Source organism: Streptomyces sp. Alt3 (assembly GCF_030719215.1).
GTDB lineage: Bacteria > Actinomycetota > Actinomycetes > Streptomycetales > Streptomycetaceae > Streptomyces > Streptomyces glycanivorans.
Genome location: NZ_CP120983.1, coordinates 71841 through 94220, shown reverse-complemented (window position 1 = coordinate 94220; position 22380 = coordinate 71841). Strand labels below are relative to the sequence as shown.

The following is a 22380-nucleotide window of genomic DNA, read 5'->3' as shown; positions in this document are numbered from 1 at the left end:
ATGACCCAGTGGCCCGACGCCGCCACCGCCCTGCCCGACGACGGCACCGAAGGGGTCCTGGTCGGCCGGGTCTGGCAGCCCGGCACCGGTCCCTGCGTCGTCGCCGTCCGCGAGAGCGGTGTGCACGACGTGACGGGGACCTTCCCGACCGTCCGCGACCTCTGCGAAACACCCGACCCGGCGGCGCAGTTGCGCACGGCCGACGGCGAGTGCCTCGCCGGACTCGACGAACTGCTGGCCAACACACCCCCCGGGACACGTGATCCCGCGCGTCCCTGGCTGCTCGCCCCCGTGGACCTTCAGGCGGTCAAGGCCGCCGGAGTGACCTTCGTGGTGTCCATGCTGGAGCGGGTGATCGAGGAACGTCTGCGGGGCGAGGCCTCCGGCGCCGCCGAGGTGCGCGAACGGATACGCGGACTTGTCGGGGACGATCCGGCATCCCTGCGTCCCGGCTCCGCGGAGGCCGGCGCGCTGAAGGAACTCCTGGTCGCCCGGGGGATGTGGAGTCAGTACCTGGAGGTGGGCATCGGGCCCGACGCCGAGATCTTCACCAAGGCCCCCGTGCTGGCGGCCGTCGGCACCGCGACCGATGCCGGGGTCCTTCGCACCTCGCGGTGGAACAACCCCGAACCGGAGATGGTGATGGTCGTCTCCTCCGCAGGGAAGGTCGTGGGCGCGACTCTCGGGAATGACATCAACCTCCGTGATGTGGAGGGCCGTTCGGCACTCCTGTTGTCGAAGGCGAAGGACAACAACGCCTCTGCCGTCCTGGGGCCGTTCGTGCGGCTCTTCGACGAGACCTTCGGGATGGACGACGTGCGGAACGCGGCCGTGACCCTGACCGTCGAGGGAGAGGAAGGCTACCGACTCGACGCGGTGTCCTCCATGTCCGCCATCAGCCGGGATCCACTGGACCTGGTCGGTCAGCTGATCGGTCCGCACCACCAGTACCCCGACGGTGCGGTGCTCTACCTGGGCACGATGTTCGCCCCCGTCGAGGACCGTGACACTCCGGGCCAGGGCTTCACCCATCACGACGGAGACCTGGTCACCATCGCCACGCCCCGGCTCGGTTCACTCGTCAGCCGGATCAGGCCGAGCGATGCCTGCGAGCCGTGGAACTTCGGGATCTCCGATCTGATGCGCTCCCTGGCCGCACGGGGAGCGCTGTGACGCAGGGCGCGCCGTCCGCCCGGACCGGCCGGGCGGACGGCGCGGCGGCGGGCGCAATGGATATCGTCTCGGATGTGACCCAGCCACCCCGCCGCCCACGCAAGCGTTCCGCCACCCGTTCGGTGACCCTGTCGGACGTGGCGGCGGCTGCCGGGGTGTCCGCCCAGACGGTCTCCCGGGTCGTGCGCGACCCGCGGTCGGTGTCCGACGGGACCCGGGCCAACGTCGAAGCGGCCATCGCGGCGACCGGCTACGTGCCCAACCTCGCCGCCAGCAACCTGGCGTCGAACCGCAGCCGCACGGTCGGTGTCCTGGTCCCGCAGATCAACGCGTCGGTCTTCGCGGACACCGTTCACGCCTTCTCGACCGCCCTGGCGGCCCACGGCTACCAGATCTTCGTCGGCACGACCGACTACCGGCAGGAGCACGAGGAGGACGTGCTGCGCAGTTTCCTCGGACGGCGGCCGGACGGACTGCTCATGGTGGGAACCGACCACACCCCCGGGACCCGTGCCCTGCTGGCGGCCGCGGGCGTGCCCGTCGTGGAGACCTGGGGCTGGTCGGACGATCCGGTGGACCTCCTGGTCGGCTTCTCCAACGCGGCGGCGGCCGCCGCGATGGTCGGGCACCTCGTCGAACGGGGCCGGCGCAGGATCACCTTCGCCGGGCGGCACACCTCCGGCGACCCCCGGGCCGCCGAGCGGCTCGACGGCTACGCGACCGCTGTCCGTGAGCTGCTGGGGACTGCTCCGCGCACGGTGGACGCGGGGCCCGAGCCGGTCACCATGGACACCGGCGTCACGCTCCTGGACCTCGTGCTGGAACGGCATCCGGACTCCGACGCCGTGATGTTCTCCAGCGACGTCTTCGCCGCCGGCGCCCTGCAGGCGTGTGTGCGCAGGGGGATCGACGTCCCCGGCACGCTGGCCCTGGCAGGGTTCGGCGACTTCGAGCTGGCCCGGCACCTCGTCCCGTCCCTCACCACGGTGGCGGTGCCCGGCACCCTCATCGGCGAGCTGGGGGCCGAGTTGCTGCTGGAGAGGATGCGCGGCACCCCGGTCGGCGTTCCGCACCGCGACGTGGGCTACCGGGTCGTCGCCCGCGCAAGCTCCTGACGCGGGGGCCACGCCCGGGCCGGCGGGTCCCGCCGAACCCCGGGGGCGGCCGGCGCACCGGCGGCCGGCCGCCCCCGGGGGCTCAGCGTGCTGCCCAGACCAGGCCCCGTTCGACCATCTTCGCGGTCTGCGGCACCTCCAGGTCCGCGACGCGGTGGCCGAGGGTGCAGACGAAGACCCGGCCGGCTCCCCAGCGGCGCGTCCACACGACGGGGAACTCGACCGGCACGTCCCACTGGCCGCCGTCGGGGGAGAGGACCGAGGTGGCCAGCACCGTGTTCAGAGTGTCCGTCAGCACCCAGTAGTGCTCCGTGAGGACGTCGAAGTCCTCGATGCCCTGGGTGATCTCGCCGTCCCGCTCCGGCAGGGCCGTGATGCGGACGGTGAAGTCCTGGAACCCGTCCGGGTGCCACAGGAACCGTCCCCCCACCATGCGCAGATAGCGAGCGGCGGCGACATTCGTTCCGATGACGCCGCCGTGCCAGCCGGCGAAACCCGTTCCCGCCTCCACGGCCGAGACGAGCGTGCTTTCCTGAAGGGGCGTCAGTTCGCCCCCGGACCAGGAGTGGACGACGAGGTCGGTGGCGGCGAGCAGGTCCGCGTCCTCGTACACCGAGAGGTCCTCGGCCACGGATACGTCGAACCCCGCGCGTTCGAGCCGGGGAATGAACATCCGGGTGCAGCCGACCGGGTCGTGCCCCTCCCAGCCGCCGCGTACCACCAGGGCGTTGCGCTGACTCACTTCGGATTGCCTCCGTACGGTGTCGGTCTTCCCTGCGGCTGTGGTGGTTCCGCCCGGCCGCTGCCGGGCCGACCCGCGCCCGGCCGATTGCTGCCGGATCCTCAACTCCCTTTCCTCCAGTGCGAATCGGGGACCGGGGAGTAACCTGACGCGAAGTGCTCCGAGTCTCCCGGTGGCCCGGCTTCGTCGTTCCCCGGCCCGCTGTTCCGTCGTGGCCGTGGACCGGAACCCAGTGACATGCGTCGCACCCCGCCCTCGGTCGAAGCGTGTCGCACGGTGGTGACGGGCGAATCCTGCCCGCGGAACCCTGGCTGGGCAGGCCCGAAGTGCCTTTCGCGGGCGGCCTGTCCGGCCCCGGACGTGCTCTCGCCCCCGGGGCGGTGGCGTGACCGGAAGCCTTGGTCATCACTTATGATACGAGTGATGACTTTAGCATGTTCCGCTAGCCTTGAACCCTCGGACAGTGGGGACCGGGCACACCTGCACACATTGGGAGTCGCTGACCAGATGAGTAACCCATCCGCGGACGCCGTTGCCGTGTCCCCCCGTCAACGTCGTCGGCCGCCCCTCGCCGCCGCCGTCGTGCAGAGCCTGGCGACGGCCATCGTGCTCGGCGAGTACCCGCCCGGAACGGCGCTTCCCTCGGCAGGTGTCCTGTGTGAACAGTACGAGGTGAGCCGCACCGTCATCCGCGAGGCGACCATGGCCCTCTCCGAGAAGGGTCTCGTCGCGACGCGCCAGGGATGGGGCACGGTCGTGCTCGACCAGGAACAGTGGAGTCTGCTCGACCCCCTGATCCTCGACGCGCTCTTCCAGCGGAAGGACCGGCTGGTCTTCCTCGACAACCTGACCGAGATCCGCACGACCCTCGAGTGCGCCATGTCCGCACGCGCCGCCCGCCTCATGGACGACACGCAGGCGGCGGCGCTCTCGGCCAAGCTCGATGAACTCGCGGCTCTGCGAGGCGACCCGGAGGCCTACTCCCGCGCCGACATCGAGTTCCACGAGATCATCCACCGCGCGTCACGTGACGCGTTCGGGCGGGCCATCGTGTCGAGCATCCAGGGCAAGGCCGTGCGCCACCCCCAGTACAGCGGCGATCCCACGCGTGAACACATCGAGCTGACGCACGAGGCGCACGCACGGATCGCTGCCGCTCTGCTCGCCCAGGACGCCGACGAGGCGGCCGAGGCGATGCGGGACCACATCACGTCCTCCTGGGAGCGCCGGCGACCGCTCGACACGTCCGGCGAGTGACCTGCGCCGGGGCATCCGTGTGCGGTGGATGCCCCGGCGCGAGGAGCGGGTGTCGCCCAGCGGCTACCGGTGCAAGGGCGACGGAGGCCATGAGCATCCGCGCAGGTCGCCCCCCGGTTCTCGGCAGGGAGGAGCCTTTGGTCGGCTTCCGCCGATTCGTCCCGGCCGCGGCATCCGGTCCGCTTCGAGGCGTCCAGGTGGCCGGGCGTCCCGGCGTCCCGGTGGCCTGGAGGAGCCGGCGGACGGTTGGTCAGTCCAGATGGAAGACCTCCTCCGCGTCCACCCAGCGCTCCCCGGGCTCCGCCGAGTCGAGCGGCTGCTGGCAGGGATCGGTGAGGGTCCACCACCGCTGGGTCTCCGGGTCGGCGGCGATGGCGGCCATGTCGGCGTCGTAGTCGTCGCCGGTGTACTCGTAGTAGGCGAACAACGTGTGGTCGCGCAGGAAGATGGAGTACGAGGTGACGTGGGCGCGGGACAGGGTGTCCAGAACCGGCTGCGGAACCGACCGGTGCAACTCCCGGTACTTCTCCTCCTGTTCCGGATGCAGACGGATCACGGACGCGACACGGCGCGGGGTACGGGGGGCGGGCATGGCGGGGCTCCTTCATGACGCGGGCCGGTCGGCCCGCCAACGGCCTTGGCCGGCCAAGCGTAAGGGCCGGGGACGGTCGGGACCGGGGGTGGAGGGGGACGGGAGGGCCGGCCGGGAGATGTCCGGCCGGCCCTTCCCGTCGGGGATCAGCCCTTCACGGCTCCTGCCGCGAGACCGCTCATGACGTGACGTTGCATCACGACGATGATCACCAGAATGGGGATCACGGCGAGCAGCAGGGTCGGGAACACCTTGGTGTAGTCCGTCGAGTACTGGCCGACGGCGGCGTACACACCGGTGGTGACGGTGTAGACGTCACTGCCGGGGCCGAGGATCATCTGCGGACTGGCGAAGTCGTTCCACACGCTCAGGGCGTTCAGGATGAACACGGTGGCGATGATCGGCCGCATCAGCGGCACGATGATCCGCCACAGCGTGTAGTACTTGCCGGCCCCGTCGATGGCCGCGGCCTCGTCCAGCGACCGTGGCAGCACGCGGATGTAGCCGAAGAAGACGAACAGCGTGAACGGGATGGTGGTGGCTGTCATGAAGAGGACGAGGCCGGGCATCGTGCCCATCAGTCCCACGGCGCGGAGCACGAAGATGACCGGCACCAGGATCACCTGGGTCGGGATGAACATCCCCGCGATGAAGAAGAACAGCAGCAGCCGGGAGACCAGCTTCGGTGTGCGGGCCAGTACGTAGGCCGCGGGCGCGCACACCACCATGGCCAGCGCGTTCACACAGAGCACCAGCGCGAGCGTGGTGCCGTAGCCCTTGAGAATGCTGAAGCCGGGGTTGTTCCACGCGTCCGCGAGGTGCTGGAACGTCGCGGTGCCGAGGTCCAGGGTGAACGGATTGCTGAGGATCTCCCGCTGGCTCTTGAAGGCGTTGACCACCAGGAGGTACATCGGCACGAGCATGCAGAGGGACGCCAGGGTGACGAACGTGACGCGCAGGGCGGCGGCCGAGGTGAGTGTCTTCTTCATCCGATGGACTCCGCGTCGTTCTCGGCGCGCCTGCGCAGGAAGAGGACCGTGAGGGAAAGGACCGCGGCCGCGAGGATCAGCAGCACGGCCTGGGCCGAAGCCAGGCCGATGTCCCGCTGGGGGAACGAGACCGCGAGGATCGTATAGGCGAGGGTCTTGGTCGATCCCGCCGGACCGCCCCCGGTCAGCGACACGACGACGTCGTACGTCTTCAGCAGCGAGATGCCCGAGGTGATGACGGCGACCGTCACCGTGGAGGCCAGCGATGGCCAGGTGACGGCGCGGAAGGTCTGCCACCGGCCGGCTCCGTCGAGCTTCGCCGCCTCCAGCAGATCCTCCGGCACGGCCTGGAGCCCCGCGAGATACAAAATCAACTGCACGCCGAACAGGGACCAGACGATGACGAGGATCATCGACCACAGGGCCCAGTCCGGATCGCTCAGGAAGGGCAGGCTGTCGGTTCCGACCTTCTCCAGCATGGTGTTGACCACACCCTGGGGCCCGAGGATCGCCTGCCACAGGAAGCCGACGACCAGTGCGCTCAGGACATGCGGGTAGAACATGACCACCCGGCCGAAGGTGTTGAACCTGTCGGTGCGCTTCAGCAGCAGCGCGAGGCCGAGCGCAGCGACGTTGACGGCGACCGCGCCCACCACGGCCACCACCGCGGTGATCACCATGGTGCCCGTCATGTCGTCGGAACCGAAGACGGTGCGGTAGTTCTCCAGCCCGATGAACTCGGGGACGCGGGTGGGGAATCCGTTGTACTCGGTGAAGCTGTAGTAGAACGCGTAGATCACCGGTACGACCAGGAGTGCGGCGTAGATCAGCACCGCGGGGACGACCATGCTGATACTGACGCCCGCGCTGCGCCGTCGCCGCTGCTTCGAGGGGAGTGTGCGTGCCATGGTCAGCGGTTCTCGTCGGTCCACTGGTCGATGGCCTTGGCGGCGTCGGCCGGGCTCGCCCCCGTGTAGAGGCTCTGCGCGACCTCGGTGAACTTGGGGTTGAAGCCCGCCACCGGCAGCCGGACGTTGCCCTGGCCCTCGCCCACGGCGACGAGCGCGGGAGCATGGTCGAGAATGCCCTGGATCAGGGCGTCGGTGCCGGTCTGCTCGACCTCGGACTCCTGGCGGAACACCCCGTCGGAGCCGAGCTGCGCCTTGACGGCCGCCGGGTCGGTCACGAGGAACTCCACCAGTTGCTTCGCGCCGGCCTCGTCCGACGCGCCCTTGTGCACCATGTACGGGTTGGCCATGGTGGCGCCCTGCGGACCGGGATAGGTCTTGCCGTCGGCGACCGGCGGGGAGAACACGCCCACCTCGAAGGGCAGTTTCCCGGCCTTGGCCAGCGTGGCGGCGAACCAGCTGCCGTTGGTGTAGAGACCGGCCTTGCCGGCGATGAAGTTGCCGTCCGCCTGCGAGGGGCTGAGTCCGGCGTCGCTCCTGGCTATGTATCCGGAGCCGATCCAGTCCGCGTACATCTGGAAGGCGGGCTCGTAGGCCTCGCCCACGGTGAGCTTCCGGTTCGTGACGGCGCTCTGCCATTTCGGGTGGAGCTCGTTGAGCGTCGGATGGTAGATCTGCTGGAGCTGGAGGCCTGTCTGGTAGTCGCCCGCGGTCTGCATCGGCGTGTAGCCGGCCTTCTTGAGCTTGCCCAGATCAGCGGTCATCTCCTTCCAGGTGGTCGGAGCAGTGGTGATGCCTGCCTTCTCGAACGCGGTCTTGTTGTAGTAGACGAGCGACTGGGTCTGGGTGCCGACGCCGACGGCGAAGTGCGTGTCGCCGATGGCGTACGCGTCGAACATCGGGGTCCCCTCGGCCCAGGCCTCACCGCTGAGGTCGACCAGTTCCGGAGCCGTGTCGTCGTCCGGGAAGATGGACTGGATGACATCGGGGGCGGTTCCCGCGGCCAGTTGCTGGGGGAAGGACTCGGCGACGGACTTGCCCGTCGGGCCCTCGATCTTCACCTTCAGACCGGACTCGTCCTCGAACGGCTTGACCAGCTTCTCCCAGTAGGCCCGGTCCAGGTTGTCGGTCAGGTTGACCATCATCCGGATCTCGCCGTCCTTGCCGCCGGACGTACCGGAGCCCGACGAACAGGCCGCTAGGAGCAGCAGCGGAACCACGGCGGCAAGGGCGGCTCCGCGCGCCTTGCTCCCTCGGTTGGCAGACATCATTGTCGACTCTCTTTTCCTGGGTAGGGAAAGCTGGTGATCAACGTTCGCTGGACCGCGGGGCGTGCGGATACGGGTCGTGCTCCGCTGTCACAGCCGCCCCCGGTAGGGCAGGGGGCCGACGGCCGTGATGTCGGTGGGTGTCCCGTCGCCGTCGACGCGGTAGATGCCGTCGTTGGCGACGAAGAACTCGAGCGCGTCCGGATACCGCAGGTCCTCGGGCAGGGGATCCCGGTCGGTCCAGGCGAAGAACTCCCGGGCGAAGGTGTCCTTGTCCTTACGGCCGTAGATGTGCAGGTCCCCCGCGGTCATCGGTGAGCGCACGCACCAGTGGACGCCGGACTCGGCCCAGAAGGCGCGGTCGCTGATCAGTACCGACTGCCGGTCCCTGGGGGCGAGCGTCTTGTCCCAGAAGCCGTCGCCCGGTCCCAGCCGCGCCATCAGGAACATCAGGTCGTGGGCGTGCCAGGCGGTGCTGGGTGCGATGTCCGCCTCGTTGTGCCAGCCGCTGGCGGAGGCGAAGTAGCCACCGGGCGTCTGGTAGCCCGCATAGGTGGCCAGGCACGCCTCGGTGAACGCTTCCAGCTCGGCGTCCGGACCCTCGGCCAGCACCTCGTGGATGCCGTAGAGCGTCAGGCCCATGCCCGCGATCAGCATGGGCGCGTCCGTCTTCAGGGCGCGGTCGCCCTGGACGTACCAGTAGCGGTGGTAGCGGACGGCGCCGGTTTCGTCGGTCCATGCCGAGCGGGCCACGTGCCGGCACAGCCGCCTCGCCTCGGCCAGCAGCTCCGGATCGCCCTGGGCGCGGTAGCCGAGCACCAGGGGGACGATCATGAGGCCGTAGTACTCGGCCGGTTCCAGGATGCCGCCCTCGGCACGGTCCCGCACGGTGCGGAACGTGCCGGAGCTGTCCGCGTCGGGTACGCCGCGGTGGTGGAACAGGCGGACCAGGGTGGCGAGGTCCTCGGGTATCTGCTCCGCGTAGGTCCTGTCGTCGGCCAGCTCCGTGTAGAGCTGCTTGACCCACACCCGGGCGTACTCCTGGTTGCAGGTACCGTCCTCGCCTGCCCGGCCGCCCCCGTACATCTCGCACGCGTCGAGATTGCGGCGTACGGCCGCGAGCGCGGCGTCCACCTCGTCGTCGGGCAGCAGATGACGTGCGTGCTTCAGCGCGAGCAGCACACCGAGGCTGCCGACGGCATTGTGGATCAGACCGGTGGTCGCCGACTCGCCGACCTGGAAGCCGATGTGCCGGTACTGGCCGTCGTCCTGGAACTCCGTGGCCTGGTAGCGCACCAGTCGCCGCAGCAGCTCGACGCCCCGCTCGTCGGGCTGTTCGGCCAGGGCCTGCGCGAGGGCCCCGACGGCCGGGCCGGCGAACGTGGTGTGCCCGCTGGTGAAGTCGAGGAAGGTGAAGGGGTTCGTGCCCCACACACTGTGGTTGTGGAAGCCGTTGACCGCGCCCTCCTCCGTGATCCAGCTGTGCAGCCAGCCGGCGAGTGCGGCCGTGTCCGGCTCGGTTGTGCGGTGTTCCATGGCGTTCCATCCGTAGTGGTTGCACGGCCGTGCGGCATCCCGCGCGGAGTCTGTGACGTTCATGTCCGTCCCCCCGCGGGCCGCTTCGCCGGGCTCGCGGGAAGCAGGGACAACGCGGCCGGTTCGTCCCGGAGCGCGTCGGGGACGAAAGCCGCCAGCCGGTCCGCGTTGGTACGGGACTGGTGGGCGTTCCGTGCGCCGAGGACCACCGAGGTGACCGCCGGGTGCCGCAGGGGGTGGGCGATGGCGGCCTCCGGGAGGCTGCTGCCGTCCCCGAGGTGCGCCGTCCCCGGACTCGGGACCAGCAGCCGGCCCACTTCGGTGGAGACGGTGTACTGGGACCGGGGACGCCGCGAGAGGGCCGCGCCGAGGCGGCGTTCGGACAGCCCGAGCCCGTAGTGCGGGGCCGTGTCGAAATAGCGGACGCCGCTCCGCCAGGCCGCGTCGACGGCGCCCGAGGCGTCCTCGTCGCTCGTGACCCGTCCGAGGTTGCCCAACTGGGCGGCGCCGAAACCGAGTTCTGGCAGAGCCGGGATGCGTGCGGCGGTTCGGGTACGCAAGCGCCTCACCGGACCCTGGCGCGCGCGGAGGCCGCGAGGTCCTCCGGGTGGGCGAACGGACGGCCCGACGCGAACCGCTCCACCTCGTCGACGACGGCGTCGCCGATGCGGTGCAGCTCACCGCCCATGGAGCCGGCCAGGTGCGGGGTGAGCACGACGTTGTCCAGCGACCACAGGCCGCTGTCCGCGGGGAGCGGTTCCGGGTCGGTGACATCGAGCACGGCGTCGATCCGGCCGCTGCGGAGCTCCGCGGTCAGGGCGTCCTGGTCTACGACGGCTCCACGGGCGGTGTTCACGAGCGTCGCCCCGTCGCGCATGAGGGCGAGCATGCCCGCGTCGATCTGCCCCCGCGTCCGCGGTGTCAAAGGCTGGTGCAGGGAGACCACATGACTGCTACTCATGAGTTCGTCGAGCGGCACCGGCCGTGCGCCGAGGCCGATGGCCTGCTCGGCGGTGAGGGTGGGGTCGTACAGGAGCACGTCGACATCGAAGGAGCGGAGCAGGGCGAGGACCACGCGGCCCACGGTGGAGGCGCCGACGATGCCCACGGTCTGCCGGTAGTTGCCGGGCACGGTGTGCTTGGCCGGATGGTCCGGAACGCTCCTGGACCGCCGGTACGCCCGTGCGGCGGGCAGCACCCGCTTGCCTGCCAGAAGGATCATGGCGAGCGTGTACTCGGCCACCGGGACGGAGTTGGCGGCCCGGGCGTTGGCGGCGACCACCCCGCGGGCGGCGAAGGACCCGGGGTCCTCCAGACAGGTCGCGGCGACACCGCCCGCGTAGACCACGGCCCGCAGCCTGGAGACGTACGGGAGGTGGGCGGCGCGGACGACGGGTGCGTCCCAGCCCGCGACGAGGATGTCCGCCCCGGCCAGGGCCTGCCGTGAGCGGGCGGATTCCAGCTCGGTGAGAACGAGGCCGGTGTCGATGTCGGACGCCCGGCGAAGGCGGGCGAACGCGTCCTCGTCGAAGAGGGAGCCGGGCAGACCCGGCGGGTTCATCGCGAGGACGGCACGTGGTCGTGTCACGGGGCGATCCCCTTCCGGGCGCCCCCGGCGACGGGGCTGTCGGCGGGCCGGCCGTCGTGTCCGGACCCGGTCACGAGGCGCAGGCCGGCATCGCGGGGGCGGACGTGGAGGCCGCCGGCTGGGCCCAGCCGTCCGTCTCCTCGAGCCGCGCTATCGCCGCCTCGTCGACGGTGATGCCGAGCCCCACGGAGTCACCGAGGACGATGCCGCCGTCGGCTATCTCCTGGTCCACGGTGAGTCCCACCGGGGCCGAGGTGTCCTGCACTTCGGTGACCAGGTGGTTGGGGGTCGCGGCTGCGGCGTGGGCGAGGGGGTTGGTCTCGTAACCGACCGGGCTGACGGGCAGGTCCTGGCCGTGGGCGAGGGTGGCGACCCGGAGGAAGTGGGTGATGCCCCAGACGCTGCCGGTCTGCACCACCTGCACGGCGTCCCCGGCCAGGAGAGGACGGAACTGCTCCAGGCCGGTCAGGTTCTCGCCGGTGGCGACGGCAGCGCGTGCGGCCCGCCCCACGGCACGGTTGCCCGACACGTCCCACCGGCGGACCGGTTCCTCGATCCAGGTGAGATCGACGTGGCTCTCGATGCGGGCCAGCAGCCGCACCGCCTGATGCCTGCCCCAGGTCTCGTTGACGTCGAGCATCAGGGCGGGGGAGCGGGTGTTGGCTCGTAGCACGTCCGCCACCGCGCCGAGCCGCGTGATGTCGCGGTCGGTGTCGAGTCCGCCCTTGATCTTGGCTCCGGTGAAGCCGCGTTCGGCCCAGCCGGTGTACAGCGCGACGAGTTGCTCGTCGTCCAGGGCGATGTCCAGGCCGGAGGCGTAACCGGGAACGAAGCGGTCGGCTGCGCCGAGTGTGCGCCACAGCGGCTCGCCGGCCATCTTCGCCTTGAGGTCCCACAGCGCCATGTCGAAGGCGCCGATGGTGCCGAACACGGACCCACCGTGTCCGGTCTTGAACGTGTGGGCCAGCATCCGGTCGTAGAGGGCGGCGACGGCCCGGGGGTCCTGGCCCTCGATGGCGGGGAAGATCCGATGGGCCTCGCTGTGAGCCCCCAGGCCCACGCCGGTGAGACCGTCGTCGGTCTCGACCAGGACGACCGGGACCTCGGTGACCCCGCTTGCGACGAAGCCGTTCGCATCCCCGACGGGGCGGCCCCAGTTGTGCACGGTCCGCAGGGACCGGTATCCGGTGATCTTCATCTGCTCCCCCTCTGAGTGCTCGTTAGCAGCCCCTGGACGGCGGCGCGGGAGGCCTCCGGGGTGGCTGGTGCGTCCCTGGACCGGTGACCTGCGCTCCGGGAAGGCCGGGCGCGGGCCGCGGGGGATGGTGCCGGGGCAACGCGGCTCGCGCTCGACGACCGCGCCGTTCGCTGATGGTTCGGGGGCGTTTTCTCCTGGCGCGGGCCATGGCGTCGCACTGTCGAAGAGGAGGCCCCGTGCAACCCCTTCAACGGTCGTAACGTATCATACAAGTGACGACCTGGGGTCTCTGCGGAAACACCGAACTCGCTTGTGCCGCACGGTTCGTGGACGGCGAAACGCCATGTCGGAGCACATGCTGTGCCCGCTGAAGCCGGATCCCGCCCCGGCGGGTCCGGCGCCCGCACCAGGGGACGGCCCCGAACGCGCGGGCCGGTCGTACACGGTCCGTCCGGCCCTGCTGTCAGCCCGAGGCGCCCAGGCCTGTCGGACCGGCGAGGTAGCCGTCCACCTCGCCCGCGGCGTGGGCGGCGAACATCGGCCCGGCGATCTCGGGATCCCCGGAGCGCAGGACCTCCAGGAGCTCCGCGTGGTGCTCGGCCAGCGCGCCCCAGCCACCGTCGTAGCGCGGGTCGCCCAGTACGTGGAGATCCCAGAGGCTGGACTCGATCACACGCCACAGCCGGGTCAGCGCGTCGTTGCCGGCGGCCGCGCACACATGCCGGTGGAACGACATGTCGGCGCCGCGGAAGGCCGCGATGTCGCCCTTGTCCACCGCGAGCCGCAGCCGTGCCACATCATCCGTCAGCAGCCGTGCGTGCTCCGCGTCCAGGCGGCCGGCCGTGCGGCGGGCCACGTACTCCTCGAACATGACCCGGATGTCCCTCACGTCCTGGGCCTGTTGCTCGGGGATCCGGGCCACGCGCGTGCCGCGGTGCGGCTGGGAGGTCACCAGGCCCTCCTGCGCCAGCCGCTTGATCGCCTCACGCGGCGGTGCCTGACCCGTGCCCACCCGGCGGGCGATGTCCGCTTCCACGAGGCGCTGACCCGGTGCGAGTTCACCACTGACGATCCAGTCACGCAGCAGCGCGTACACGTGGTCCGAGGGCGGCCGGTGCGGGAGGTGTGCCGGGGGCGGGGCCGCTTCCGGCGCGCTTCGGCCGCTCCCTCGCCGGCGCCCGCCGTCCGTCGGCCGCACCCCCTCGGGCAGCTCGGCGGCCTGCTCGCGCCGGATGCGCGCCACGGTGGACTGGGACAGGCCCAGGGTGTCCGACAGGGTGCGGGTGGACGGCACCGGGGTGCCGTCGCCCGCCTGCGCGAGGACCTCCGCGATACGCGCCTCCGCCTCCCGTCTGGTGACGCTGCGCGGTCGGCCCGAGCGGGGAGCGTCCCTCAGCCCGGCCACGCCCCGGCGCACGTAGCGGTCCCGCCACTTGGCCACCGTCGCGGGACTGACCTGGAACCGCTGGGCCACCTCGGCGTTGGTCAGCCCCTCGGCCAGGGCCAGGACGATGCTGCTGCGCAGACGCGCCGTGCCGGGCAGCTGACGTGAGTAGTCGGACAGAGCCGCCCGGTCCTCCTCGTTGAGCTGGGGAAACGTCTGCGGATCGGAAAATGTCATGGCTTTGCCACTCCACGGTTGGGTGAATTTATGACTCGGAGGGCCACGGGAATGACGTCCCGCACACATCAACTTATTGTTCGTTCCGGCGTATTGACGGCGACTGGGCGCGGACATCTTACTTATCGTGCTCAGCCAGTGACCCACCAGATCGTGCTCCGCGAAGCCCCCGAGGAGGAAACGCTGCGTGAACGAAGGACCGGATGAAACGGGGTCCGGAAGAACCGGCGCCGTGTCTCCCGTCCGCACCTGAACTCCGTCCCCGGCCCGGCCCGGGACACCAGGAACCCCCCGGGGACGACCGCCCCCGATCATGAAGGCCCGCGCGACGGCACCCCCGTGCCCGCGCTCACCCGGGCCGAGTCCTTCCTGCGCCCCTCGGCGCACGCACGGCCCGGGCGGAGCGTTTCTGCTCCCCGGTGACCGGCGGGCGATGACAGACCGGACGTGAAGCCGCGATGACGTGCTCGGACGTCGTCATCGTGTGCAGGAGCACGCCCCGGTGCGGCACGACCCGTGCTCCGCCCGGCGGCCGCACGTCCACGGCCGAACGACAGAGCCACACAACGCACGTGGCAAGGAGACCTCATGCCCCTCACCACCCTCGTACGAAACAGGTCAAGACTTCCCCTGCTGCTGGCGGCCGGCGCCCTGCTGGTCAGCGGAGCGACACTGAACGTCCCCGACGCGCAGGCGCAGGCGACCGGTTGCAAGGCCACCGATCTCTTCGTCGCGCCGGACGGGAGCGACCGGTCCAAGGGCACCGCGGCCAGCCCCTTCAAGACCATCGAAGGCGCCCGCGACCACATCCGCGACAAGGGCCTCAACCGCCCCGGGCGCATGCGTTGCGACATCAACGTCAATCTGCGCGCGGGCGACTACCCGGTCTCCACCACGATCGACTTCGACGACCGGGACTCCGGTGCCGACGGGCACCGGGTCGTCTACCGCTCCTACGACGGCGCGGGCAAGGCCCGTGTGATGGGCGCGGCCCCGGTCACCGGCTGGGAGGAGTACGAGGACGGCATCTACCGTGCGGACGTCGGCACGGACAAGCCCTTCTACACCCTCTTCGAGGACGGCAAGCGCGCCACCACGGCCCGCTACCCCAACCGCAGGTCCGACGACGAGTGGGCCCCCTACATGACCTCCGTGCTCTCCGAGCCGGAGAAGGAGGCCGTCCGCCAGTGGCTGTACTCCAGCCCCGGCGACTGGGACGCGAGCTGGAATCTCGACCAGGCCTCGGCCGTCGTCTGGTCGGGCGGCAGCTGGAGCTGGTTCACCGACACCGTCCCCATCCGGGACTGGAACGCGGCGAAGAACCAGATGACCCTGAAGTACTGGACCCGCTACGCCCTGATGAACTCCCGCGGGGGCTCCCGGTACTTCCTGCAGAACTCGCTGGACTTCCTGGACCAGGCGGGCGAATACTACATGGACTTCAAGAAGGGCCAGGTGTACTACAAGCCGCGTGGTGACATCGACGACGTCACCGTTCTGCGGCCCACCGTGAAGACCCTGTTCAACCTGGCCGGGCCCAGCCCGGACCGGCGTGTGCAGAACATCTCCCTCGACGGGCTCTCACTCCAGTACACCGACTTCGTCGACTGGTACCGCTACGGCTGGATCAGCGACGGCGACTCCGGCGAACCGCGCAAGTACCCGGAGTACGACCGGCAGATCGAGCTTCCCCGCAACCGCTTCGGCGCCGTCACCGTGACCAACAGCAAGGACATCACCCTGTCCCGCCTGCGCGTGTCCGACACCGGTTTCCACGCCGTGTACGCGCTCTTCGCCAACGACGGACTGACGGTCAGGGACAGCCTGCTGGAGAACATCGGCGGCGACGGCATCAAGGTTGAGGGCCCGTACCCGGGCGAGGGCAACACCTCCAACGGACACCTGCTGACCAACAACTACATCACCCACTACGGCGAACTGGTGCCCGGCGACGCCTCCGGCATCGAGCTCCAGAACACCGGTCACAACACCATCAGCCACAGCCACATCAAGCACAGCGCGCGCTACGGCGTGAGCCTCGAAGTGCGGCCCGAGGTCGCTCCGGCGGACAACTACGCCCGCGACAACACCTTCGAGTACCTGCGCATCGACCAGGCCGGCCTGGACAGCGGTGACATGGGCGCTTTCTATACCTACGGAGTCAGCAACGTCGAACCGCACACCATCGACAACCACGTCCGCCAGGTGGTCATCGGCGATGTGATTCCGGACGGCTCCATGCCGGACAGCGGAACCCGCGGTGTCCACATGGACGCCGGCGGCTGCGGGTTCAGCTTCGAGGACATCGAGGTCGGCAGGACCACCGACCAGAGCTACCAGAGCTACCAGTGCAACGACGTGAAGAACGCCAACTGGGAAGACGGCTACGACGCCACGAAGATGGAGTACGACAAGATCGGTGTCTCCGCCGACTTCCCGTACCCGCTGCCCGAGGGTGACACCCAGTGACCGGTCACTGACCGGACACCCCGAGAGGTACGGGCCCGACCGCGGGACCGGCGACGGTCCCACCCGGACGGGCCCGTACCTCCGCACCCCGGGGCTGGACGCGGCCGCGCCCCCGCCCCGCGACCGGCACGTCACCTGCCCGCACCGCACCACGCATCTGGAGGCACCCCATGTCCGAGCTGTCCCGGCGGAACGTCCTGGCCGTTGCCGGAGCATCCGCGGCGTCGATGGCCCTGAGTGCCGGAAACGCACAGGGGGCCGGAGCCGCCGGACCGGCGGCCGGCGGCTCCGCGCACGGCCCCAACCCCATGCGCCTGTGGTACCGCTCCCCGGCGGCGGAATGGCTGGAGGCACTGCCGGTCGGCAACGGCCGGATCGGAGCCATGGTCTTCGGCGGCACCGACACCGAGCGTCTCCAGCTCAACGAGGACAGCCTGTGGGCCGGGGGCCCGCACGACTACGTCCGTCCCGGTGCCGGAACACACCTGGACGAGATCCGCCGTCTGGTGGTGGAGGAGAAGTGGAACCAGGCGCAGCGGCTCATCGACACCGACTTCATAGGCAGCCCCTCCGAGCAGGCCGCCTACCAGGTGCTCGGGGACCTCGAAATCGCCTTCGACGGCACGGGCGAAGTGACCGACTACGAACGCGAGCTGGACCTGGAGACCGCGGTCGTGCGCACCGGCTACACGCGCGCCGGAGTCCGCCACGTGCGGGAGGTCTTCGCCAGCAGCCCCGACCAGGTCATCGTCGTGACGATGACCGCCGACACACCGGGCGCCATCGGTTTCACCGCCCGCTTCACCACTCCCCAGCAGGCAACCGGCTCCACCGTGGACGCGCACACCGTCGCGCTCGACGGCGTCAGCGGCGACTGGTACGGCCTGCCCGGATCCGTGCACTTCCGCGCGCTCGCCCATGCGCGGACCGAGGGCGGACGCGTGACCACCGCCGACGGCGCGCTGAGAGTAGAGGGCGCCGACGGCGTGACCCTGCTGATCTCCATGGCGACCAGTTACCGCAACTACCTGGATGCCGGAGCCGATCCCCGGGAACGAGCCCGCCGGCACCTCGCCCCGGCTGCCGGACGGCCGCACCGGCACCTGCGCACCCGGCACGTCGCCGACTACCGGCAGCTGTTCTCCCGGGTCGCGATCGACCTGGGTCCCTCGGAGCGGACCACTCTGCCCACCGATCAGCGCATCCCGCTCTTCTCGGACGGCAAGGACCCGCAACTCGCCGCCCTGTACTTCCAGTACGGGCGTTACCTGCTGGCCTCCTGCTCCCGGACACCGGGCCAGGCCGCCAACCTCCAGGGTCTGTGGAACGACAGCCTCAACCCGGCCTGGGAGTCCAAGTACACCGTCAACATCAACTTCGAGATGAACTACTGGCCGGCCGGACCCGCCAACCTGGCGGAGTGCTGGGACCCTGCCGTGCAGATGGTCCACGAACTGGCCGAGTCCGGAACCCGCACCGCCAAGGCGATGTACGACGCACCCGGCTGGGTGCTGCACCACAACACTGACGGCTGGCGGGGGACCGCGCCCGTGGATGCCGCACAGTACGGCATGTGGCCGACCGGTGGCGCATGGCTCTGCCTGATGCTCTGGGACCACTACCGCTTCACGGGTGACAGGGGCGAGCTGAGCCGCAACTACCCGGTGATGAAGGGCGCGGTCGAGTTCTTCGTCGACACGCTCGTCGTGGATGCGAAGACCGGCCGGCTCGTCACGAACCCCTCACAGTCCCCCGAGGTCACCCATCACCAGGACGAGGGCGAGAGCGTCAGCATCTGTGCCGGCCCCACCATCGACATGCAGCTCCTGCGGGACCTGTTCGACGCCTACCGGAAGGCCGCCCGGGAACTGGGCCGGGACGCCGGGCTCGTCGAGCGGGTCAGTGAGATCCGCGACCGTCTCGCGCCCACGCGGGTCGGGTACCTCGGCCAGATCCAGGAGTGGCTGGAGGACTGGGAGGAGGCCGCGCTGGTCCGCAGCCGTCATGTGTCCCACCTGTACGGCGTCTTCCCGAGCGCGCAGATCGATCCGCGCACGACTCCCGAACTCGCCGCTGCCGCGGTGAAGAGCCTGGAACTGCGCGGAACGGCCGGTCAGGGATGGTCCCTCGCCTGGAAGATCAACATGTGGGCCAGGCTTCTGGACCCGGCACGGGCCTACAAGCACCTGGCGGACCTGCTCACCCCCGCCCGCACCGCCCCCAACCTCTTCGACCTGCACCCGCCGTTCCAGATCGACGGCAACTTCGGCGGGATCTCCGGCATCACGGAGATGCTGCTGCAGAGCCACGCCGACGAGATCGCCCTGTTGCCGGCGCTTCCCGAGTCATGGCCCGCCGGCTCCTTCCGCGGACTGCGGGCCAGGGGCGGATTCGAGGTCGACCTCGCATGGACGGCGGACGGGATCACGCACGCCGAGGTGCGCTCGCTGCTCGGCAATCCGGTGCGTGTCCGGACCCCGCACCCGGTGGACGTCGAGGGTGCCGGTGCCGACCGGCCCGAGGAGTGCGTGGTCTCCTTCGACACCAGCCGCGGCGGACGGTACCTGCTGACCACCCGGTCCACGGGGCGCTGACGCGGGGGAGCGGCCCACCGGCCGGCGGCGCGGCGACGGGTCGCGCCGCCGGCCCGACCAGGGCCATGCCCCGGTCGAGGCCCTCGGCATCGAGAGCGGCGCCGACGCCGCCGTCGGACTCCCGGTCATCCGCGCTTCCGTCGAGTACGGCACCGCCTTCGACAAGGCGGAACCGGACCAGGCGGTAGCGTGGTCGGTGCGCCGAGACGTCTCTGCAACGGCGTACGGCCAAGGCTGCCGAGGCCAACCAGGCTCAAGGACCTGATGGCGCCCCGGTCCCGACCCCTCGTGCGGGATCTCCGCCGGCCGTGGGAGCCTCCGGCGGAACCGGACGGACTCACCCCTGCCCGGGCCCGTCGCGAGTTCAGGATCCTGCGGGCAAGGCCCGGCACCCCGGTCGGCGCACCGAAGCCGATCGCCCGCGCTCCGGCACCGCCGGGTCGAAGAACCGCCACCCAGTACCCCGCCACTCTGCCCGCAGAGTTCTCGACACTGGTGAGGCATACGCCCGGACCGCGCATCACCAGGAGGGAACCAAGCCCCGACGGGCAGGGGGAACGAAGGCGGTCCACCCGGACACGGGCAACTCCAGGCCCGGGAGCCCTGGCCAAAGGCCGGGGTGGCAGGATCTTGCCGACAGTTCCGCACGAGGAGGCAACGTGGACGACCGCCCGAAGCATGACCATTCCGGCTGGGAGACGGTCGTGCTCGCGGCGCGGGAGCGTGCCCGCTCGCGGCAGGCACTCATGGTCGAGCGCTTCGGCCTGTCCGGAGACGTGCAGTACGACTGGTCGATGGACGACGCGCTGATCACGTGGTCGCGCGACGGCAAGGTCTTCCTCACCGGCCGACTCACAATGATCGGCAGCGTCAGCGTCGCCCGGCAGACCTGGCTGTGGTCCTGGGCGAACGAGTCACTCCCGCCCGCCGCCGTGGGTGACATGGAGAGGGTGCGGCAGTTCGGCGAGGAGAACGGCTACCCGGTCCTTCCTTGGCCGGACTTCACCTACGACCCCGAACTCGTCGCTGAGGCAAGGATGGTCGCGGCCTCGGTGCTCGACGCCGAGGGGCTGTGGGCGGAGTCGACGAACGACGTGCAACTCCACTTCATGGTCCATGACCTGGTGCTCGCTGCCGAGGGACAGTGACGCCGGCACGGATTCCCGGGCCGCCGGCCGCCGGACGTCGAACGGCAAGCTCAGCGCGTGTGTCGAATGTGCTGTTCACCGGCCCGGAACTTTTGACGGACGCCTCTGACCGATCGTTCCAGGATGAGACACGCGGACCGTGGGAGCGCGGGTAGGAGCCTCGCTCTGCACGGAAAGGGCAGGCATGCTGGCTGCCCGTTGCAGTACAACGACCTGTATGAGCTGGGTGACGAACGTAATGATGTCGGTCGACGTGGCCGACAGCGCGAGTGTGGAGATGTTGAGCGAGTGGCTGCGGAAGGATGCCCCTCGCCGTGCTCAACCGCAGGCTCACGGGGTTGGCTTCTTGAATCCGCTCACCACTCCTGAGACGAACGAATGGGGTGGCTGGAAGCACCCTGAGTGCGAAGTGTGGGCGGGTGCCTTGAACCATGCCGACCTCGATGCCCTCAAGCAGCGGGTGTTCGAGACGCCGTGGCGCGAACCGAACCTGGTGCAGCTTCTGGTGATGGATCAGGAGGAAGGGTTCTTCCGTATGTGGATGATCCGGGACAACGAACTGCGCCAGTTTGCACCGCTGCAGCCGAACGAGGAGGACGAGGGCTTCTACCTGGCCTGATGAGCTGGGCAGGTGACTCGGGCCGACCTGCCTCTCCCCGCGAACAGCCAGGCCCCCCTTTCAGTTGCCCGTGCGGCATCCCCGGTCCCCGGCGACGCGGATCTCGCGCGGGCGCACTGTTTCCGCCGCAGGCGCGCGCCCAGGCGCGGGGAACGTGAACGGAGCATCGGAATGCGCCGTCCTCAGACGTCGCGATGATCCTAAGAAGTAATTGCTCGCACAAATGAACTCGCCTCGGCCGCACTGTGCGACTGCTCTCGCATTACCGTCTCAGGGCGGATAAGGTCGGACGATTTCTGTGAGTCGGACGTGATTAAAGCCGTGGGTTCGGGAAATGCATTATCTGGGCTGATGGGGTCGGGGGCGACGGTTCACGCCAGGGCCGAATTCCATCGGGTCCGGGTGTCCGAAATCCGTCAATGCAGAGCCAGGGCCGTCCTCTGGGCTTCATCGATGCGCCCAAGGCTCCCCTGGCCTGCCCTGATGTGATGTATTGATCCTTCTTCCGGCTGCTGTCTCCTGTGGGGGTCACGGATGGACGAGTGCGAGCGCGCCGCCGATGGAAAAATCTGTTCGTCAGACTATTGGGTTGCCAGGAAGGGGTCGGTCGGTAAATCCGCGGCCCGGTTCCTCCGTATGGTCGCCTATCCTGCTCTCCTCCTCGCGGTCATTCTCGTCGGGGTGTTCGCAGTGCGGCAGAAGTGGGACCCGGCATGGGTCAGCCCGCTTTTCCTACTCGGAGTCATCGCCTATCTCGTACTCCTGGAACGGCTGATTCCTTACGACCGGAACTGGCACCCCGGAAAGAGAGAATGGCGTCTCTACGGCATCTACTTCCTGCTCACCATGGCCGGGAGCGGGCTGGCGCAACTGCTCGTCGCGCTGGCCATCGGCCTCATCTCGCCGGCGGAGCCGACCTACCACCTGGGGATCGAGATCCCGGGCGCGCTCCTCACCGGATCGCTCGCCAGCTATCTGGTGCACCGGCTCGGCCACCGCAACCCTGTGCTCTGGCGGCTGCACGGGGTCCACCACGTGCCGGAGAAGGTCAACGTCGCCAACAACGGCGTCAACCACGTGCTGGACATCGTCCTGGCGCAAGGCCTTGTCCAACTGGCCCTGGCCCTCGTCGGATTCTCCCGGCCGGCCGTGCTGGTGGTCGGACTCTTCGTCGCCGCCCAGGGCTACTTCGTCCACGCGAACATCGACGTCCGAATCGGACCGCTCAACCACCTGCTGGCCAGCCCCGAGCAGCACCGACTGCACCACAGCACCGATCTGGCCGAAGCCGGCCACTACGGATCCGACCTGTCGTGCTGGGACCACCTCCTCGGCAGCTTCACCTGGCGCCCCGGCCGCGAACCCGCGGCCGTCGGCCTCCACGACCCCGCCACCTTCCCCAACACCGGCGAGATCCTCGCCGCCCTCCTGCACCCCTGGCGACGCCGACCCGCGCCGGGCCCCCGGCCGGAGTGACCGCCGTCCCCTGCCGCTCCACCACGACTTGAGGAGTTCGACGTGTCCGATGCGATCAACCGGGCGTTACGGGCCAAGGTCGCGATC

Annotated in this window: 17 protein-coding genes and 2 pseudogenes; 9 read left to right on the top strand and 10 right to left on the bottom strand. The window is 69.8% G+C overall.

Annotated elements, in window-relative coordinates; genetic code table 11:
* Together P8A20_RS00425 and P8A20_RS00420 are read left to right on the top strand one after the other, a co-directional pair.
* Positions 1 to 1173 (top strand): fumarylacetoacetate hydrolase family protein, encoded by a 1173-nt coding sequence (locus P8A20_RS00425; protein ID WP_147961595.1) that lies wholly within the window; start codon positions 1 to 3, stop codon positions 1171 to 1173.
* Positions 1174 to 1247: 74 nt separating this feature from the next.
* A complete protein-coding gene (locus P8A20_RS00420; protein ID WP_261988848.1) occupies positions 1248 to 2288 on the top strand; it encodes a LacI family DNA-binding transcriptional regulator in 1041 nt (346 codons plus the stop codon).
* 82 nt (positions 2289 to 2370) lie between these two features.
* Here P8A20_RS00420 and P8A20_RS00415 read toward each other — a convergent pair whose 3' ends face one another.
* Complete coding sequence (locus P8A20_RS00415) at positions 2371 to 3030, bottom strand: ThuA domain-containing protein (RefSeq protein WP_306102617.1); 660 nt, start codon at positions 3028 to 3030, stop codon at positions 2371 to 2373.
* 507 nt (positions 3031 to 3537) lie between these two features.
* On the opposite strand from P8A20_RS00415, the gene P8A20_RS00410 reads away from it, so the two are divergent.
* Positions 3538 to 4287, top strand: coding sequence for a FadR/GntR family transcriptional regulator (locus tag P8A20_RS00410; RefSeq protein ID WP_187282270.1), 750 nt, complete (start codon positions 3538 to 3540; stop codon positions 4285 to 4287).
* A gap of 250 nt (positions 4288 to 4537) precedes the next feature.
* On the opposite strand, the gene P8A20_RS00405 is transcribed toward P8A20_RS00410, so the two are convergent.
* The 9 genes and pseudogenes from P8A20_RS00405 to P8A20_RS00365 all read right to left on the bottom strand — a co-directional run bounded on the left by P8A20_RS00405 (position 4538) and on the right by P8A20_RS00365 (position 13987).
* Entirely contained in the window at positions 4538 to 4879 is a 342-nt protein-coding gene (locus tag P8A20_RS00405; RefSeq protein ID WP_306102616.1) for an L-rhamnose mutarotase, read from the bottom strand.
* 146 nt (positions 4880 to 5025) lie between these two features.
* A complete protein-coding gene (locus P8A20_RS00400; protein WP_306102615.1) occupies positions 5026 to 5868 on the bottom strand; it encodes a carbohydrate ABC transporter permease in 843 nt (280 codons plus the stop codon).
* A complete protein-coding gene (locus P8A20_RS00395; RefSeq protein ID WP_147964463.1) occupies positions 5865 to 6776 on the bottom strand; it encodes a carbohydrate ABC transporter permease in 912 nt (303 codons plus the stop codon). Before P8A20_RS00395 ends, P8A20_RS00400 begins: the two co-directional genes overlap by 4 nt.
* A gap of 2 nt (positions 6777 to 6778) precedes the next feature.
* Positions 6779 to 8044, bottom strand: coding sequence for an ABC transporter substrate-binding protein (locus P8A20_RS00390; RefSeq protein ID WP_306102614.1), 1266 nt, complete (start codon positions 8042 to 8044; stop codon positions 6779 to 6781).
* 90 nt (positions 8045 to 8134) lie between these two features.
* Positions 8135 to 9580 (bottom strand): hypothetical protein, encoded by a 1446-nt coding sequence (locus tag P8A20_RS00385; protein ID WP_147964465.1) that lies wholly within the window; start codon positions 9578 to 9580, stop codon positions 8135 to 8137.
* 254 nt (positions 9581 to 9834) lie between these two features.
* Positions 9835 to 10140: pseudogene (locus P8A20_RS00380) on the bottom strand (aldo/keto reductase); the annotation flags it as partial.
* Between the two features lie 5 nt (positions 10141 to 10145).
* Positions 10146 to 11168 carry a hydroxyacid dehydrogenase gene (locus P8A20_RS00375; protein ID WP_306102613.1) on the bottom strand — a complete coding sequence of 341 codons (1023 nt, stop codon included), beginning with the start codon at positions 11166 to 11168 and terminating at the stop codon, positions 10146 to 10148.
* A gap of 70 nt (positions 11169 to 11238) precedes the next feature.
* Entirely contained in the window at positions 11239 to 12366 is a 1128-nt protein-coding gene (locus P8A20_RS00370) for a mandelate racemase/muconate lactonizing enzyme family protein (RefSeq protein WP_306102612.1), read from the bottom strand.
* A gap of 463 nt (positions 12367 to 12829) precedes the next feature.
* Positions 12830 to 13987, bottom strand: a complete 1158-nt coding sequence (locus P8A20_RS00365; RefSeq protein WP_187282490.1) for an FCD domain-containing protein — start codon at positions 13985 to 13987, stop codon at positions 12830 to 12832.
* A 588-nt stretch (positions 13988 to 14575) separates the two neighbouring features.
* Here P8A20_RS00365 and P8A20_RS00360 point away from each other — a divergent pair.
* The 6 genes and pseudogenes from P8A20_RS00360 (at position 14576) to P8A20_RS00335 (ending at position 22293) form a co-directional block, all read left to right on the top strand.
* Entirely contained in the window at positions 14576 to 16456 is a 1881-nt protein-coding gene (locus P8A20_RS00360; protein WP_147964469.1) for a right-handed parallel beta-helix repeat-containing protein, read from the top strand.
* Between the two features lie 170 nt (positions 16457 to 16626).
* Entirely contained in the window at positions 16627 to 19050 is a 2424-nt protein-coding gene (locus P8A20_RS00355) for a glycoside hydrolase family 95 protein (RefSeq protein WP_306102611.1), read from the top strand.
* A 67-nt stretch (positions 19051 to 19117) separates the two neighbouring features.
* Positions 19118 to 19315, top strand: a pseudogene (locus P8A20_RS00350) (4-hydroxythreonine-4-phosphate dehydrogenase PdxA); the annotation flags it as partial.
* Positions 19316 to 19709: 394 nt separating this feature from the next.
* Positions 19710 to 20198, top strand: a complete 489-nt coding sequence (locus P8A20_RS00345; protein ID WP_147962805.1) for a DUF6882 domain-containing protein — start codon at positions 19710 to 19712, stop codon at positions 20196 to 20198.
* A 217-nt stretch (positions 20199 to 20415) separates the two neighbouring features.
* Positions 20416 to 20817 (top strand): squamosa promoter-binding protein 15, encoded by a 402-nt coding sequence (locus P8A20_RS00340; protein ID WP_147962806.1) that lies wholly within the window; start codon positions 20416 to 20418, stop codon positions 20815 to 20817.
* A gap of 534 nt (positions 20818 to 21351) precedes the next feature.
* Complete coding sequence (locus tag P8A20_RS00335; protein WP_306102610.1) at positions 21352 to 22293, top strand: sterol desaturase family protein; 942 nt, start codon at positions 21352 to 21354, stop codon at positions 22291 to 22293.
* Positions 22294 to 22380: the final 87 nt, after the last annotated feature.